This is a genomic window from Brevibacillus sp. NPDC058079 (genome assembly GCF_042885155.1).
Classification (GTDB): domain Bacteria; phylum Bacillota; class Bacilli; order Brevibacillales; family Brevibacillaceae; genus Brevibacillus.
On sequence record NZ_JBHVSO010000005.1, the window covers coordinates 282,747 to 299,396 of the forward strand.

Annotated in this window: 18 protein-coding genes; 12 read left to right on the forward strand and 6 right to left on the reverse strand. The window is 46.8% G+C overall.

Features of this window, described 5'->3' with window-relative positions; genetic code table 11:
* The first annotated feature begins 93 nt into the window (after positions 1–93).
* Complete coding sequence (locus ACFVS2_RS17210; RefSeq protein ID WP_452101551.1) at positions 94–1,725, forward strand: ATP-binding protein; 1,632 nt, start codon at positions 94–96, stop codon at positions 1,723–1,725.
* Positions 1,703–2,401, forward strand: a complete 699-nt coding sequence (locus ACFVS2_RS17215; protein WP_007721481.1) for a response regulator — start codon at positions 1,703–1,705, stop codon at positions 2,399–2,401. Before ACFVS2_RS17210 ends, ACFVS2_RS17215 begins: the two co-directional genes overlap by 23 nt.
* A 348-nt stretch (positions 2,402–2,749) precedes the next feature.
* Here the strand turns inward: ACFVS2_RS17215 and trmB are convergent, their stop codons facing one another.
* Complete coding sequence (trmB, locus tag ACFVS2_RS17220) at positions 2,750–3,394, reverse strand: tRNA (guanosine(46)-N7)-methyltransferase TrmB (protein WP_173618586.1); 645 nt, start codon at positions 3,392–3,394, stop codon at positions 2,750–2,752.
* A 449-nt stretch (positions 3,395–3,843) separates the two neighbouring features.
* Between trmB and ACFVS2_RS17225 the strand changes: the two genes are divergently transcribed.
* The gene (locus tag ACFVS2_RS17225) at positions 3,844–4,344 is read left to right on the forward strand and encodes a C40 family peptidase (RefSeq protein ID WP_390235917.1); all 501 of its coding nucleotides are present in this window, start codon (positions 3,844–3,846) and stop codon (positions 4,342–4,344) included.
* A gap of 139 nt (positions 4,345–4,483) precedes the next feature.
* On the opposite strand, the gene ACFVS2_RS17230 is transcribed toward ACFVS2_RS17225, so the two are convergent.
* From ACFVS2_RS17230 to ilvD, 3 genes are all read right to left on the reverse strand, one after another.
* On the reverse strand, positions 4,484–5,740 hold the full coding sequence (locus tag ACFVS2_RS17230; RefSeq protein ID WP_390235919.1) for an MFS transporter: 1,257 nt from the start codon (positions 5,738–5,740) through the stop codon (positions 4,484–4,486).
* A 120-nt stretch (positions 5,741–5,860) separates the two neighbouring features.
* Entirely contained in the window at positions 5,861–6,463 is a 603-nt protein-coding gene (locus ACFVS2_RS17235) for an ArsR/SmtB family transcription factor (protein ID WP_173618583.1), read from the reverse strand.
* 136 nt (positions 6,464–6,599) lie between these two features.
* Positions 6,600–8,276 (reverse strand): dihydroxy-acid dehydratase, encoded by a 1,677-nt coding sequence (gene ilvD / locus ACFVS2_RS17240; RefSeq protein WP_390235921.1) that lies wholly within the window; start codon positions 8,274–8,276, stop codon positions 6,600–6,602.
* A gap of 221 nt (positions 8,277–8,497) precedes the next feature.
* Between ilvD and ACFVS2_RS17245 the strand changes: the two genes are divergently transcribed.
* A complete protein-coding gene (locus ACFVS2_RS17245; RefSeq protein ID WP_390235924.1) occupies positions 8,498–8,986 on the forward strand; it encodes a PaaI family thioesterase in 489 nt (162 codons plus the stop codon).
* A 46-nt stretch (positions 8,987–9,032) separates the two neighbouring features.
* Here the strand turns inward: ACFVS2_RS17245 and ACFVS2_RS17250 are convergent, their stop codons facing one another.
* Positions 9,033–9,410 carry a hypothetical protein gene (locus tag ACFVS2_RS17250; RefSeq protein WP_390235927.1) on the reverse strand — a complete coding sequence of 126 codons (378 nt, stop codon included), beginning with the start codon at positions 9,408–9,410 and terminating at the stop codon, positions 9,033–9,035.
* Positions 9,411–9,508: 98 nt separating this feature from the next.
* On the opposite strand from ACFVS2_RS17250, the gene ACFVS2_RS17255 reads away from it, so the two are divergent.
* From ACFVS2_RS17255 to ACFVS2_RS17280, 6 genes are all read left to right on the forward strand, one after another.
* Positions 9,509–10,285: an inositol monophosphatase family protein gene (locus ACFVS2_RS17255; protein ID WP_390235930.1), complete on the forward strand. Its 777-nt coding sequence runs from the start codon at positions 9,509–9,511 to the stop codon at positions 10,283–10,285.
* A gap of 145 nt (positions 10,286–10,430) precedes the next feature.
* A complete protein-coding gene (locus ACFVS2_RS17260; protein ID WP_390235932.1) occupies positions 10,431–10,877 on the forward strand; it encodes a hypothetical protein in 447 nt (148 codons plus the stop codon).
* A gap of 11 nt (positions 10,878–10,888) precedes the next feature.
* Positions 10,889–11,146, forward strand: coding sequence for a hypothetical protein (locus ACFVS2_RS17265; protein ID WP_173618577.1), 258 nt, complete (start codon positions 10,889–10,891; stop codon positions 11,144–11,146).
* A 10-nt stretch (positions 11,147–11,156) separates the two neighbouring features.
* The gene (locus ACFVS2_RS17270) at positions 11,157–12,398 is read left to right on the forward strand and encodes a glutathionylspermidine synthase family protein (RefSeq protein WP_390235934.1); all 1,242 of its coding nucleotides are present in this window, start codon (positions 11,157–11,159) and stop codon (positions 12,396–12,398) included.
* Positions 12,399–12,419: 21 nt separating this feature from the next.
* Entirely contained in the window at positions 12,420–12,857 is a 438-nt protein-coding gene (locus ACFVS2_RS17275) for a DUF350 domain-containing protein (RefSeq protein WP_069847749.1), read from the forward strand.
* Between the two features lie 147 nt (positions 12,858–13,004).
* Complete coding sequence (locus ACFVS2_RS17280) at positions 13,005–13,772, forward strand: potassium channel family protein (protein ID WP_390235936.1); 768 nt, start codon at positions 13,005–13,007, stop codon at positions 13,770–13,772.
* Positions 13,773–13,816: 44 nt separating this feature from the next.
* Here ACFVS2_RS17280 and ACFVS2_RS17285 read toward each other — a convergent pair whose 3' ends face one another.
* On the reverse strand, positions 13,817–14,698 hold the full coding sequence (locus ACFVS2_RS17285; RefSeq protein ID WP_390235939.1) for a LysR family transcriptional regulator: 882 nt from the start codon (positions 14,696–14,698) through the stop codon (positions 13,817–13,819).
* A gap of 147 nt (positions 14,699–14,845) precedes the next feature.
* On the opposite strand from ACFVS2_RS17285, the gene ACFVS2_RS17290 reads away from it, so the two are divergent.
* Together ACFVS2_RS17290 and ACFVS2_RS17295 are read left to right on the forward strand one after the other, a co-directional pair.
* Positions 14,846–15,604, forward strand: coding sequence for an arylamine N-acetyltransferase family protein (locus ACFVS2_RS17290; protein WP_390235942.1), 759 nt, complete (start codon positions 14,846–14,848; stop codon positions 15,602–15,604).
* 25 nt (positions 15,605–15,629) lie between these two features.
* Entirely contained in the window at positions 15,630–16,523 is an 894-nt protein-coding gene (locus ACFVS2_RS17295; RefSeq protein ID WP_390235944.1) for an alpha/beta hydrolase, read from the forward strand.
* Positions 16,524–16,650 lie beyond the last annotated feature (127 nt).

A 16,650-nucleotide genomic window follows, 5' to 3' on the forward strand; every position in this document is an offset into this window, starting at 1 on the left:
AAAAGGAAGAAATAAAAAAAGAGGCCTGCTCATGGCCTCTTTTTTCGTCATCGAGCGAAATGAGATACAATGAGAAGAAGAGGAGGGAACGATGTGCGTTTTCACAGCAAGCTGATGTTGATTATTTGCTCGCTCCTTTTTGGTGTGATTGTCATACTTGGTACGATGTTTGAACAGATGCTGGCGGGCGTATTGGAGCATGAGATCGGAACACGCGCACTGCATACCGCCAAGACCGTCGCACAGATGTCCGAGATCAAACAGGCGTTTGACGCAGAAGATCCTGCTAAGATTATCAATCCAATCGTGGAAAAAATACGCGTGGATACGAATGCGGCTTTTATCACAGTAGGAAATTTGCAAAGCATCCGCTATTCACATCCTGATCCAGAGCAGATTGGCAAAAAGATGGTGGGAGGCGACAATGAGGCAGTATTTGAGGGGCAATCCATCATCTCTGAAACAGTCGGCTCGCTTGGCCCCGGACTGAGAGGAAAGACTCCAATCTATGATGAGGATGGAAAGGTGATGGGGGTCGTTTCTGTCGGCTTTTTGTTTGAGGATATAAATGAAACGATCGAATCGTATCGCAATCGAATCTTCGTCATTGGCATCGTCACCTTACTCTTGGGTGTGGTGGCTACGCTCATTCTTTCGCAGAATGTAAAGAAAGCCATATTTGGTTTGGAGCCAGAACAAATCGGGCGATTGTATCAGGAAAATCAAGCAGTGCTAGAATCGATTCGCGAAGGCATTGTGGCGGTCAATAAGGAAGGGGCGATCACGCTCGCGAATCAGACCGCTCTCCATATGCTGGGTCAAGCGAAGGATAAAGACAGTATCATGGACAAACAGGACGAGCTGGTGCGTTCGCTGGGCCTTCATGAGGTGATTGAGACAGGAAAAGCCGAATTTGACCGCGAAACGAATGTGGACGAGCACGTATTAGTCGTGAACCGCGTCCCGATTATGGATAAGGAGCGCCATGTTATGGGTGCGGTAGCGAGCTTTCGCAATCGGTCCGAGCTGTTCGAGGTCACACAAGAGCTGTCACGAGTGAAGGAGTATGCGGAAGTCCTTCGTTCTCAGACGCACGAGTATTCCAATAAACTGCATCTCATATCAGGACTCATCCAGCTTGAATCGTATCAGGAAGCCATTGAAACGATCTCTTCTGAGTTGAATGTGCATGTTCACAATACGACGTTTATTATGCAAGAAGTCCCCGACCCACTGATAGGTGGCTTGTTGCTCGGGAAGCTGAATCAAGCCAACGAACGCAAAGTGGAATTGAAAATTGATCCAGAAAGTAACTTCCGTGACATTCCTACCTCGATTGATCGCTCACAGCTGATTGTCATTCTCGGCAATTTGATAGATAATGCGATGGATGCTGTAAAAGCTCCAGGTGCATTTGCACCAGAAATCACGATCTTTTTGCTCAATATGGAAGAGGTCTTGCTCATAGAGGTAGAGGACCGAGGGCCAGGTATCTCCGAAGAAAATGCTGAACGAATCTTTGAGCTGGGCTTCTCTACCAAACAACAGCCGAATCATGGCTACGGACTGCACTTAGTCAAACAAGCTGCTTTACATGTACACGGCAATATTACGCATACGGGAAATCCGGTAGGCGGAACGATTTTTACTGTGACGATACCAAAGGATGCACGCACGGCAGAACGGAAGGAGGCCGTTATAGATGATACGGGTACTCATTATTGAAGACGACCTGAGAATCGCAGAGGTAAACCGGCGCTTCGTGGAAAAAGTGGAGGGGTACGAGGTGATTGGCATTGCCACGAATGGGCAAGAGGCCAAGGACCAAATGGAAATTTTGCAGCCTGATCTCGTGTTGCTCGACATTTATTTTCCAGATATGGACGGCCTCGATTTTTTGTCGATCATAAAGGAGCAGTTCCCTACAACGGATGTCATCATGCTGACAGCAGCCAAAGAAGTGGATGCGGTTGTAGAGGCGATCCGCTATGGCGTTTTCGATTTTATTACCAAGCCACTTATCTTTGCACGCCTGCAACAAACCCTACGGAATTATCAGGAGTTCAGGCAAAAGGTGAGTGATTGGAAAAAAGACACTGATCAGATCAGTCAAGCCCAAATCGATGAGCTCATTGCCCGGACAGGCCAAAAGAAGACAACCGAGACAAGGGCAGTCAAAGGAATCGACCAAATTACGTTGGACAAGATTTCAGGCTTTCTCATGCAGACACAGGAGGCCACGACGGATTTGGTCAGCAAAGAAACAGGCATTAGCCGTTCAACAGCAAGGCGATACCTCGAATATTTGGTAGCCAAAGGAGACGCCATCGCAGACCTTTCGTACGGTGTCGTCGGACGTCCAGAGCGCGTATACAAGAGCGTCGGGCGGCAAAAAGAATAATAAAAAACCCTTCGTGCTCACAAGTAAGGTTCAAATCCTACTTGAGAGTGCGGAGGGTCTTTTTGTATTAGATAGGCATTTAAAAGTACCGATGAACCAACGAAAGCTGGCGAGAAGAAAAAGCGCAGGGCTCGCAGACCTTGACAACGCCTACCCAGTCGGAACTTCCAAAAGGGGACACGCTTGTCGAACACTTCTTCTCTGAGAAACATCCGCCAGTAGGGTGGCTTTGGCTCGAAGGTCCCCTTTGGAAGTGGAGACGGCCAGTGAATCCCCCTTGCGGGCGTGTCAGAGTCGAAGAGAACTGTGCTTTTTCTTCTCCTCCCCTATGTTGACTCAAACAAGGGTCTACTTAATCACACAGCTCGCTTCCACCCGATAAATGCGCTGCCCACGAGAAGAAAAGCGCTCTTCGTACTCCGTCATCACATTATCTGCCGCCAGCTTGGACTGGTGCAGGTCAAAGGTGATATTGCGCATCTGGAAGCGCTCCGCAGAGAATTGGTTGAGTGAAAACTCAAATAGCTTCTCGTTGTCTGTCTTCATATGAAGCTCACCGTCTGCCACAAGCACCTGACGATAGGTGTTCAAGAAGCTTTTGTAAGTGAGACGGCGTTTCGCATGACGGGTTTTTGGCCACGGATCACTAAAGTTTAGATAGATGCGAGAAATTTCATGATCGGCAAACAACTCGGTCAACTTCGAAGCGTCGTATTGGACAAAAGCCAGATTCGGAATAGCTTTGTACTCCGTACGTTGAACAGCGCGCAGAACAACCTCCGCCTTCAGTTCAACCGCAATGAAATTGATGTCAGGGTGACGCTCGGCCAATGTATTAATGAAACGTCCTTTTCCACAGCCGATCTCCACATGAATCGGATTGTTATTCCCGAAGCGTTCCTTCCAATTTCCTTTATAGGAAAGGGGATTGTCTACGAACGTCGGATATTCTCTCAGGGCCGCTTCGGCACCTGGAATGTTACGCAGTCGCATATGTGCCTCCTTCAAAACGAACTCCTATCTACTTTACGATGACTCCCTGCTAGTTGCAAGTAGAGAGAGAAGAAAGGGAAGAGAGATTCCAAATGCAGATTACGTAAAAAAGGAGGGAAAAGGGGTATTTTGTAAATGGAACTAGGACAAAAGTCGCATGGGGCGCGGGTTTTAACAAATAGGGGCAGGATAAATTTTGCCAATTTGAGAGGGACATTATGGCAAAAAAATAGACTGAAAATTTGAGGAATGCTTGTTAAATCAAGCACGAAGGCGTCAAGCGGTAATCGTATCCAATTGGAAAAATAGTTTTTGGTAAGTTTTTGGTAATTTCATAGAGGGTGGGCTTTGGTAAAGTAGAGAACAAGTGAGAGGTCAGCCAAACTTTGCATAAAATGGTCCCTTGTTTAGCAGGGATCTTTTTCACAAGAAAAGGGAGGATGAACAGCATGAAATTACATAAAGCCCTCATAGGAATCGTAATGGGAGTAGCATTGGGAGTCACAGCGATTGTCGCTCCACTGCCAGGAGAGCAAAATGTAGCCGAGGCTGCATGGTCACAATCCAGGGCGGACAAAGTCATTGCCACGGGAAGAAAGTATATGGGTACGCCTTATAAATTCGGTGCGAGCAGTAGTACCACAGCCGTATTTGATTGCTCTTCCTTTACACAGCGCGTATTTAAAGTCGCAGTCGGCAAGAGCTTGCCACGTACTTCTCGCGATCAAGCAAAGAAAGGAACGAGTGTGTCCAAGGCCAACCTGAAAAAAGGAGATCTGGTGTTCTTCAAGGCGAGCACAACGACGACATCCAAACGGATCACCCACGTGGCGATTTATGCAGGCAACAACAAACTCTTACATACATATGGAAAACCAGGAGTGACGTATTCGACCTTTAAGGGCACGTCCTGGGAGAAGCGCTTCGTTTCGGCACGACGAGTCTTGTAATCTACTCGTCTGGCTCTCTACTTACTAATACGTATCGCACGCGGTAAAGTTGCGATGAGTGAACAGGCAAGTCTTGTAAATACGATAGGGAAGAGGGATGATCCATTGCAGATCATCCCTTTTTGCTTTCGCGAATAATTCAATCGGATCTCTTTGCAGGCTGAGCGTACTTTTGCCGCCAATAAAAGAAACAGGAAGCAATGAAGAGAGGGATGGAGGCAAGCAGCATCACTTCCTTGGCCGTAAGTCCGCCTGCGATCAATAGACTCGTCATCGCCTGTGAAATCGGCTGCAAGCCTAAAGAGGAGAGCGAGACCAAACTCATGACTTTCCCTAACGAGGCTTGTGGCACCTTTTCCTGAACAAAAGAGAGAATCGGAATATTAATGAGAGAAAACGTGACGCCGAGCGTAAAAAGAATAAGCAAGCTGAGCCAGAACTGTTGGGTGAGACTAAAAGCAAAGAAGACAAGCGCTTGCATCATCATGAAAAGAAAGGCGATCTGCAACCTGTTTTGGCCCAGTGTCGTGAGTGCGAGCACGATTGCCCCGGCAAGCATGCCAAAAGCGAGTGCCCCTTCCAAAAAGCTGTACTGCAGGGTAGAACCAGATAACACCTGATCTACAAAAATCGGCAAACCGATGTATAAGGGACCCATCAAAAATACGTTCAGGCAGATGATGGAGGTCAATAGCAAGGAAAGGAAATCCGATTGTTTGACATAACAGAAGCTTTCCTTGATAGATTCGTTGAGCTTTTGCTGTGGTTTAGAAAGAACAGCTGGTTCCTGTTTCGGCATGCACCATGCAGATACACTTGCAACCAGAAGAAGCAACCCAACAAAGCCGTATAAAAGGGGGTAGCTGCCCCACTCAATCACAAAACCGGCAAGAACAGGACCGAGCAGCTGAGAGGTTTGGCTTGTCGTTTGCAGCACAGAATTCGCTCGCAAAAGGGAAGAAGAGGGTACGATTGACGGAATGAACGAATTTTGAGCTGGCCAATAAAAGGCATCAATGGTACCGAAGAAGAGAGCGAACCAAACAAACAGCGCAAGAGAGGAATACCCCCACCAGATGATTCCTCCCAGCAGAAGCATCAAAAATGCTTTCAACATGCTTGTGATCGACAGGATTCTCTTTTTGCTCATCCGATCAGCGAGCGTTCCGCCTATCAGCATGAATACGATTCTGGGAATCGTTGCCGCCATAAATACGAGGCCTAATGAAGCCTCCTGAGATAAAACCTGGATGATATACCAGGTTTGCGAGAAAAGAAAGAGTGAGATACTGAGTCCGGAACAAAGGGCGGACAACCAAAGAAGGGTAAAAGGTTTCGTAAACAAGCGGGATGTATCCGCTGAGGGAAGGGTAGATTGCTTGGGGACAGCTTCCATGGAAATTCACTCTCCTTATTATTAACCGGTTAAAAAATATTAACCGTAAGTCCGAAAGAAAAACCTACTCGAATAGGCTTTTCATACACATGTGGACTTATCGTCTTACATTTTCCTTTGTTACTCCTGTCCATCCTTTTTAAATAACGGTTCATCAATTTGAAATCCCGTAATCATCAGGTAGTAATCCTGCTTCGAAGATGGGTCATCCAGGGAGCTTTGCTGCAATTCGTGGAGCAGGTTCCGGTATTTTTGCAAAAAGGACACAAACGCCTGCTCGCTGACTCTGACTTCAGACTGCAGGGAGATGCGTGGCCAATTCTCGACTTCCGATGACGTTAGCGCAAAGGCTTCTTCAGGAGCACTGAGTGCTCTTGTTTTCGCGCGTTGCAACACTTCGACGTAGGATTGCCTGGTAGCCTCCTTCGACTCCGTATACGTGAGTAGATGATCAGCGGGTATGAAGCCCCTTGCCACCGCCTGATAGTATTTGAGAATGTTGCCGCCCTTTTCTTCTTTTTTAACCAACTGGATGATGCCATGCTTCTCTAGCTCACGCAGGTGGTAGAGAATCTTCGCGCGGGACAGTCCAAAAAGTTGGGAGAGCTGTTGCCCTGTGTGCGGTTTTTCCACCAGATGCATCAGCATTTTCGTGCGTAACGGGTCACTGATCACTTTTAGCTGTTCGTAGTTTTCGATGATAAAAATCGACTTTTGCTCCAATATCCATCACAATCCTTTTAACCAGTTAAAATTTATTAACTTGATTGTAGAAGGGATTAGCTGGAAAAGTCAATACAAAAACCCTTCCTGAGTGACGATGATTCACAGAGGAAGGGTTTTGCCTTTACTTGCAACACTAGATTTTCAAAATACCACCCATGCTCGCATTCGTTACCAGCTTGGAGTAACGAGCCAGATAGCCAGTTTTTACTTTTGGCTCGAATTCTTTCCAGCCTTCTTTGCGGCGAGCCAGCTCGGCTTCATCCACAAGCAGTTGCATCGTGCGCTCCTCGAGGTCAATCGAGATGATATCTCCGTCTTGTACGAAGGCAATTGGTCCGCCTTCTGCAGCTTCTGGAGAGACGTGTCCGATACTGATCCCGCGAGAAGCACCGGAGAAGCGTCCGTCTGTGACGAGAGCGACTTCTTTACCGAGGCCCATACCCACGATTTGTGAGGTAGGAGCCAGCATTTCTGGCATACCCGGGCCGCCTTTAGGTCCCTCATAGCGGATGACGACAACGTGACCGGATTTAATTTTGCCAGCAGCGATTCCTGCCAGAGCGTCCTCTTGGGAATCGAAGCAGATCGCTGGACCTTCGTGCTTTTTAATAGAAGGATCGACACCGCCTGTTTTGATGATCGAGCCTTGCTCAGCCAGGTTGCCGAATAGAACAGCGAGACCGCCGGAAGCGCTGTACGGGTTGTCCAGGCGACGAATGACTTGATCGTTTTTGATTTCAGCGTCAGCGAAGTTTTCGCCGAGGGTTTTGCCCGTTACGGTGATGCGATCTGGATGGATCGCGCCTGCTTTTTTCGCGATTTCATTCAGAACTGCTGATACGCCGCCTGCCTCGTGGCAATCCTCGATATGATAGTCGGAGGAAGGTGCCAGCTTGCAAATATGCGGAATGCGCTTCGCTACTTCGTTGATGCGCTCGATCGGGTATTCGATGCCTGCTTCTTGTGCGATAGCCAGTGTATGGAGAACGGTATTGGTTGACCCACCCATCGCCATGTCGAGTGCGAAAGCGTCGTCGATTGACTCGAGTGTCACGATGTCGCGTGGCTTAATGTCGCGTTCAATCAGATTTTTCAGTTTTTCAGCAGATGCTTGTACCAGCTCGCGACGTTCAGGAGAGACAGCGAGTACGGTACCGTTTCCAGGCAGAGCCAAACCGATGGCTTCGAGCAGACAGTTCATCGAGTTCGCTGTAAACATACCGGAACAGGAACCGCAAGTCGGGCATCCATATTGCTCCAGCTCTTCGAGTTGCTGGTCGTTAATCAAGCCTGCTTGGTGAGCTCCGACACCCTCGAATACGGAGGAAAGCGAGATGGAGCGGCCATCACTCGTTTTTCCGGCTTTCATAGGACCACCGGTTACAAATACGGTTGGAATGTTGACACGAAGCGCACCCATGATCATGCCTGGTGTGATCTTGTCACAGTTTGGAATACAGATCATGCCGTCAAACCAGTGAGCAGCGACAACGGTTTCCAAGCTGTCTGCGATGATCTCGCGGCTCGGGAGGGAGTAGCGCATCCCGATATGTCCCATAGCAATTCCGTCGTCAACACCAATCGTATTGAATTCGAATGGAACCATGCCAGCAGCACGAACGGCTTCTTTGACCAGTTTTCCAAACTCCTGCAAGTGCACGTGACCTGGAATAATGTCGATGTACGAGTTGCAAATGGCGATAAACGGTTTATCGAAATCCTCATCCTTTACACCTGCTGCACGAAGCAAGCTCCGGTGCGGTGCGCGGTCGAATCCTTTTTTGATCATGTCACTTCGTTGTCTGGTCAATTTGTAAAACTCCCTTCCAATACGGATAATGCCTGTCTTATATTTTGAACTATCTTATCAATTTTTAATAACAGAAACAACTGTAAAAGTCTGAACATTTGCTCAGTCTCGAATGGTTCGGACAACTGCTCTCGATTGCCATACGCTTAGGAATCATAGCGAAATCAGCTTGTTTGGGATAAAATAGAAGAATCGATTCTATTTCGGTTGGAGTGAACAAAATGTTAGATGAATTAAAAAACATCTGGTCGGACGGGAATGACGAGGAGCGCCGCATTCTCGAGCTGGCTGTTGCTGCAATTCACCAGAAGCGGGAACGGAATAGCGCGTTTATCTCTGGGTTTCTTGGATTAAAGGGAGACTTCATAGACGGAGAAAGACAGTCGTATCGCTTCGAATTGCCTCTGACCCCTTTTATGCACAATTCAGGGCGAGTTGTGCATGGAGGAATTCTCGCGACCTTGATCGATTCAGCGATGGGCTCCTTGATCAATCGGTCCTTGCCACCAAATCAGTATGCAGTGACGACAGAGCTGAAGCTCAATTATTTGCTTCCGGGAATAGGGGAGCGGCTGCGCGCAGAAGCGAGCTTTTTGCATCGCGGAAACACGTTGGTCGTCATGGAGGGCAGTGTCTACGATGATTGGGATAGGCGGATTGCCCACGGTACAGGAACGTTCATTGTGCTATCCAGAAATGATCGGAAATAAAAAAACTCGCTCCACACCAAAAAGGTGAAGGCGAGGGTTGACGGTGTTATTTGATGACAACGAGACCGCTGTATTCCGAAATATACGTGAGCATTTTGGTGGAAAGCGGCACGATAAACTCCATGTTTTCTTTTTCGACGATACCGGATCGCGAAACAATCCGCGCCCACTTGGCGGTCAGCTTGTAGTAATCGGAACCAAATGAGGCATGAACCGTCTCACTCTGATGCCGAAACGTGATAGGGCTAACGTCCAGCTTCATCGGAACCATGCTGACGATATCCTGCAAAAACAAATGGTAGGTCATGTGTGGCTTGAAAAAAACGAGCTCCTTTGTGGTGACAGAGAAGCCGTAGCTATTGTTCATTTGGGTGAATTTGAGTTCACCTTCCATATTTTTCAGCCGAATGAAGTCGGTGTTCATGTTTATCCCCCTCCTTCGGGTGTCTTTCTATGATAGTAATGTTTCCAGTATAAGTGCAAGTGGAAGGTTGTTCAAAAGAGAAAAAGGAGCGAAATGACATGATCGAAATTGCAAAAGAAGCAGCAAGTGTCGCGGGTGCGTTTTTGAAGGAACGTTTTCTGGAACAGCTCGTGCCCGATGAGGAATTGCATAACGACGTGAAGCTGCCAGAGGATAAAGGCAGTGAACAGCGCATCATTGAGGTGCTGCATCGCCACTTCCCGACACATACCATTTTTTCTGAAGAGGTCGGAATGGTTTCTCGCGAGGAAGAGTATCTGTGGATTATCGATCCTTTAGATGGAACGAATAACTATTTTATTGGCTATCCGTATTTCTCGATCTCGATTGCGTTGCAGCACAAGGGCGAGTTGGTGCTGGGCGTCGTTTACAATCCGGTAGCGGGTCAAATGTTTTGGGCGGAAAAAGGAAAAGGAGCCTATTTGAACGGAAAACGATTGACCGTCAATAACCGCCAAGACCTCACACGTGCAGCCGGTACGTATATCCGTGGCCGCGACACGGTAACGAAGGAAGAAGAGATGACGTTTACGGAACCGTTTGTATTCCAGACCAAGCGTCTCATGCGAAATATTGCGCCTGCACTGGACTGGTGCTTGTTGGCAAACGGATGGCTCGATTATATCGTGATGCAACGATCCAATATTATGGATGTGGCCGCCGGAATTGTTATCGCCCAGGAGGCGGGTGCAACGATTACAGACTGGTCTGGAAAACCGTATCAGCATGAGCCATTCCAACAAGATCACACTCCTTCATTAGTGGCGAGTAACGGACATTTGCATGAAACGATCCGCGGTATGATTCGACAGTAACAGGAACAAAAGAAGCAGGACTTATGTAGTGGTTTATGGCTCTGCTGGATTTCTTTTCATTTATTGGCAACCAAATGTTTCGGCGCACGTATAAAATTGTTGCGAATGATTTGCTATTCTGTGATAGGTAAAAGAGGTGAGAAAAATGGCACGAATGGAATATCGGCTGCTAGATGAGGAGAGGGGATACCCTGTTCAGTTTTACTACGACAACGTGAACAAAGATGAGGTCTCCTTGCGTTTCGCTTGCGATTATTTGGTGAAGGGGCATGTCGTTTATGAAAAGACGTCCTGTGCAATCGAAAACGGCACGTATGTCATTTACGTCAAGCGCTCAACAGATGAGCAAGCTGTCGATTACGCGGAGGCTGTGACTGCACGCTGGGGCAGCATCCAGATCGAAATGCGTGAATATCAAGAAAATGCACGCGTTTATCCTCATGTACACACGTTTTATTTCAAGGACGATGACGATGCTCTCTTGCATTTGCAAAGCGATTATTTGTACGTGAATGGACGCGAATGGGAGAAGACATCGGCCGAGGTGGATGAAGATCGGCAGGTTTATGTTTACTACGCGAAGCCAGTGTAGGAGGAAGAAAAATGGCACAAACGAAATCGAAGAAAGTAGTCGGTCTGTTCGTCGCAGCTGCACTTGCGATCAGCGGTTGTTCTTCCGAGGACGACTATGATGATTGCTACGATAACGACAATGACGGCTATTGTGACGATAGCAGTAGCAGTGGGGGTTCGAGCTCTACTTACAGGTCTTACAAGAGCAAATCTGGAGTATCGAGTGGGATAAGCACGAGCAGCTCCAAGGGCGGTATCGGCAGCTCGGGCTATTCCAGCTCCGGGTGAGGTGAGGGAAGTGGAAGACCATAACCGAAGAGAACGAGAGGCGCTGTACGGCCCGATGCGGGAAGAGGGCGTATTTACCTGGGATTGGATGTATGGTGAGGAATATGCGCTTTATGATATTCACCTGATCACTCCCGCCTTTCGAGAGGAAATCGCGATGGCAACCGAGCGGCTTGGGCAAATCTTTACCAAGGTCGTTCCGGTATTGCAGCGTGCAGAGGACTCCCTGCTGTTGGAACTAGGAGTGCCAAAGCAGGCTTTGCAGGCAGTCAGGATCGTCGTTTCCCAAACAGTGCCGACTGTGATTGGACGATTTGATTTTGCCCAGACGACAGAAGGATTGAAGATGCTTGAGTGCAACAGCGATACCCCTACAGGAATCGTCGAGTCTTTTTATGTGAACGGTCGTGCTTGTCGCCATTTCCTGCGCGAGGACCCGAATGAAGGGATGGAGCGGCAGTTGCGTTCAGCGTTCAGCAAGGTGGTCGACGCGTATCGGGTGCAAGGCTATGATACGGATTCGGTCTGGTTTAGCTCGCTCGACTGGCATGAGGAAGACAAGGGAACGACAGTGTACTTACTGAACCAATCGGGTCTGTCTGCCCGGTTTGCCGCTTTGGAGGATTTGCGTGTTTGGCAAGACCGTCTCTATGTAAAGGAGAATGAGGAGCTACTGCCAGTCGATGTGCTGTACCGTCTGCATGCTTTGGAAAAGCTGGCAGTAGAACAGGATGAAGATGGCTATCCGACTGGTGAGCATGTGCTTTCGTTGATTGCACAAAAAAAGCTGGCCATTATTAATCCCCCTTCTGCGTTTCTCATTCAGACGAAGGCTTTGCAGGCGCTCATCTGGAACTTGCATGAGGCGAATGAGTTTTTCACCGAAGAGGAACACGCGATCATCGAAGCTTACATGCTGCCGACTTATTTTGAAAATAGGTTTGCAGGCAGGGAGGACTACGTCACGAAGCCGATTTTTGGGCGGGAAGGTGGCGGTGTCATGCTGTTTGCATCAGATGGTACGCTGCAAGAGAAGGATCAGGAAGAGTTTTATTGGGAGCAGCCGATGATTTATCAGAAACGGGTGGAGCTTCCAGAGATAACGGTTCAGACAGTGAAGGGAGCTTATGCTGGACGGCTGCTTTGGGGGTCCTTTTGGATCGGCACAGAGGCATCGGCCATTGTAGCCCGTGTCGGAGGACCGATTACAAACAACCTATCCTATTATTTGCCGGTCGGCATAGACAAGTAGCGAAAGGAGAGGACATTTTACATGTTGGGACAATTGGATTACGTATTGAATTTTTTGGCGTATTTGGCAGTAACCATTCCGATATTGGCTGTGGGAATTTTTGTGTTTACAATCACGACTCCTTACAAAGAATTTGATCTGATCAAGCAGGGGGCACAGACTGACGATCCGAAGAAAATGGCAGCGGCAAAAGCAGCCTCGCACGATTTGGGAGGTAAAATTATCGGTTTGGCAATCGTTCTCGCTTCGGCTGTATACCACTCCGTTAACTTGTGGGATTTGGTCATCTGGGGTATTGTAGGAATGGTATTTCAAGTCATTGTTTTTTATTTGTTCGAATGGGTCACACCATTTAAAGTCGTGTCTGAAATTCCGAACGGGAACGTATCCGTCGGTATTTTCGCTTCGCGGTTGAGTATTGCAGCGGGATTATTGATGGCTGCGCTGATCAGCTACTAGGCATGGAAAGAGGCGTTCACCTTCGAAGTCTGGTGCTCGTGTAGGTTCTCTACATTTGGCTCCTCCCGCTTCAGGTTTTCGCCTCTTTTTCGATGCAGAACAGATCATATTTTGAGCAGGCACTTATGAGCACAGGGAGGAGTCTTTTTGTTCTGGCGCGTCATGTATGAGATTTTTATCATTATGCTAGTGATTACGTATGCGATCCTGTTGTTCGCAGACTTCTCTAATCATCCGCTGTTGACTGATGAACTAATGGACAAGGTAGACACTGGGCTGATCATCTTGCTGATTGTCGAGTATTTGTTCCGGTTATGGAGGGCGAAAGACAAGCGAAAATTCGTTTTTGCCAACTGGTTCGATCTGATCGCAATGATTCCACTGGACTCTTATTTGTATTTAGCCAGAATCATGCGCGTGCTTCGGCTGGTGCGTATCGTGCGTGCTTCGCCGTTTTTGTTGGGAATCATTCGTTCAGGCCCGATGCGTCAAGTAGTTGGTGTCGTCACGATCATCATGCTGTGGAGTTCGACTGCTATTTATTTGCTCGAATACGGTGTAAACGAGAACATCAAAAGCTTCCCGGATGCGTTGTGGTGGTCGATTGTGACAACCACGACAGTCGGCTACGGTGATATTTCGCCCGTGACGGCGGGAGGAAGAATTATGGCGACGATCTTGATGATAACGGGGATCGGAATGCTAGGAGCTTTGACGGCGAATTTTGCTACCCATTGGACAGAGACACATGAAAGCAAAGGCCCGGATGAGAAAGATCGCTTGACCGAAGAGATCAAAAAGCAGACGATCGCAAATATCCAACAGATCGAAAACTTGACCGAGCACGAGTATGAGACGCTCAAAGAAAGTATGGATTTGCTGTATCGTCGAACGAGGAAAAAGAGTGAGGAATAAGGGGAGAGCTGTCAGGTATTGGCCTGACAGCTTTTTTGCTGTGATTACTGTTTTTCTTGAGCGTAATGCTGTACAACAAATTCACGAAAGGTCTGTGCAGCAAGTGACAAGTAGTGCTTTTCATGCCAAACCAAATGAGGAGTCCATTGGCAAACAGGCTCCTCAATATGAAGGAGCGTAAGCGGTGGCAATTCCTTTTTGGCGGCGATTGGTAAAAAGGCAACACCAAGGCCAGTGCGTACCAAGCCGCTGATGGCTGCAGGTTCGTCCCCTTCACATACGATATTGGGTAGAAAACCAGCCTCTCGACAGAAATCATCAGTGATTTCGCGGAAGCTGTAGCCTGGTTTTAGACTAATGAACGGATCATTTGCTACTTCACTGAGGTGGATACGCTGGCGGCCTGCGAGACGATGCGCACTTGGCACTGCCAGTACGATCTCTTCTGTCAATAAGGGCAGATTACAGATTCCCGGCCGATCAATCGAGGAAGTAGCGAGGCAAAAGTCGATTTCACCTTTTTCGAGCAGTTGAACCTTCAATTCGTCTGTCGTTGCTTGGGTGATGCGAAAGTTGATGTGAGGATATAAGGATAGAAAAGGTGCTAGCAGTTCAGATACCCGATTCAAGGTTGTCGTAGCTAACAAAACACTTCCACGTTCCAATCCAGCTAGGTCTGAAATTTCGCGTTTCCCATCTTCTAATGCCCCAAGAGCGATATCCACCTTTTTGAGAAAAGCTTGTCCAAAAACATTCAGGCGGATTTGTCGCCCAATCCGATCAAATAAAGGCACTCCTAATTCTTCTTCCAAGCGAGCGATGGTAACACTGAGAGCTGGCTGGGCGATGTGGAGTTCCTTTGCCGCTTTTGTCATATGTTCCGTACGAGCGACTGTCTGAAAATACTTGAGTTGAAGTAATTCCATAGTACATTTCCACCTTATATTGATATATTCAGTGTTATTAATATGATAATGAATTATATATTTTTAATTATTGATGATCAACTTTATAATAAAAACGTAAACAGAAACATTATAAATGATTAAGTATAAAAAGAGGTGGATAATATCATGGATACACAAAAATATTTAGAACATATTGAGGCTGAAAAAAGAAGTGAGCTGAGTCTCGATTACTTGTCCCATCTCCAAAAACAGCATGTCCTCCATGTTCACTTTGAAAATCTTGATATTCTTGCAAAAAAACCTCTGTCTTTGCATGAAGAAGACCTATATCAAAAAATTGTCCATGCCAAAAAGGGTGGCGTGTGCTATGAGTTAAACGGAATATTTTATTTTCTGCTAAAAGAACTGGGATTTGCGCCTTATCTGATGGCAGGAACCGTCTATGTAGGAAATGGAGTCTGGGCTCTTGAGAACGCTCATTTATTCAACATCATATCGCTAGATAACGAGGAATACTTGGTGGATGTAGGCATGGGCGGTAATTCGCCACGGCTTCCTGTTCCAATGAGTGGCGGTGAAGTTGTTGATAGTGATGGAATTTACCGCGTATATAAGGATGAAACCCAATCCCTTTACTATTTGCAAAAGAAGACTGATGAGGAGTGGGAAACTCAATATCGATTTGAGACACCTTCCCATAAATGGAATTTTGAGAACATCCATCCCATTTGTGTCCTAACGGAAACATCTCCTGAATCCATGTTCAATAAGATGTATTTCCTTTCGAGAGTGACGGAAAATGGGCGTATCACCCTGTTGGGAAACACGTTGATTATCGTCGACGGCAAAGAGAAAACAAAACAAAAACTGGAAGAACACGAGATTGAGGAAACGGTTCGTCGCTATTTTCAGATCGAGATTTGATAAAAAAATTTAGGAGGACTAATTTATGACTTTAGATCCACAAGCCAAATCGTATCTTACACGAGTGAGTGATATTACTTCCCTTCAAGGAGAGCATGGGGAACCAAAAGCTGTATCGAAAGTAGAAGATTTTCAAATTCCTGTAAAGAACGGTGATATCAAGGTTCGAGTTTATACGCCAAATGAAAGAGTTTCATTACCTGTTTTTGTTTATTTGCATGGTGGTGGATGGGTGGCAGGAGACATTAATGAAGTGGATACCTTATGCCGAAACATAGCACATGAAGCTGAGTGCATCGTTGTTTCAGTAGGGTATCGCAAAGCTTTTACGCATAAATTCCCGATTCCTCTAGAGGATTGTTATGAAGCTACCAAATGGGTAGCTGAAAATTATTCCATGCTGAATGCAGATAAAACAAGAATAGCAATTGGTGGGGACAGCGCAGGCGGAAATCTTGCTGCTGGAGTTGCCACCATGGCACAAAAGTACAACAATCTCTCATTAGCGGCTCAAGTATTAGTTTATCCGAACCTCGATCTTACTTTGACTTTCGACAAGGCACAATCATACCGTGACAATGCCGAAGGTTATTTGCTTACGACTAAGGGAGTTTTCTGGGCAGCTCAAAACTATTTAGGTGACGAAATTAACAGATACAATGTATTTGCTTCAGCTTTATTGAACAATGACTTGGAGAATTTACCACCGACACTTATTATTACAGCAGAATACGATCCTTTAAGAGACGATGGTGCGGAATATGCCAAGCGTCTGAAGGAAGCTGGAGTTCCTGTAGAATATAAGTGCTATGAGGGAATGATCCATGGATTCTTTTGGCTGGCTGGGATTATGGATAAAGGGGTTCAAGCACGTTCTCAGGTTTCGAAGTTTTTAAAAGACGTATTTACAACAAAATAACAAACGTTGCAAGCAGCCGCACGAGATAGCGGTTGCTTTTTTATTATGTTCAAGTGGAATATTGATTTTGTTATTGACGGAGCAATCCATCCCAATTATAATTCCGAGTAAACATATATGAATTACA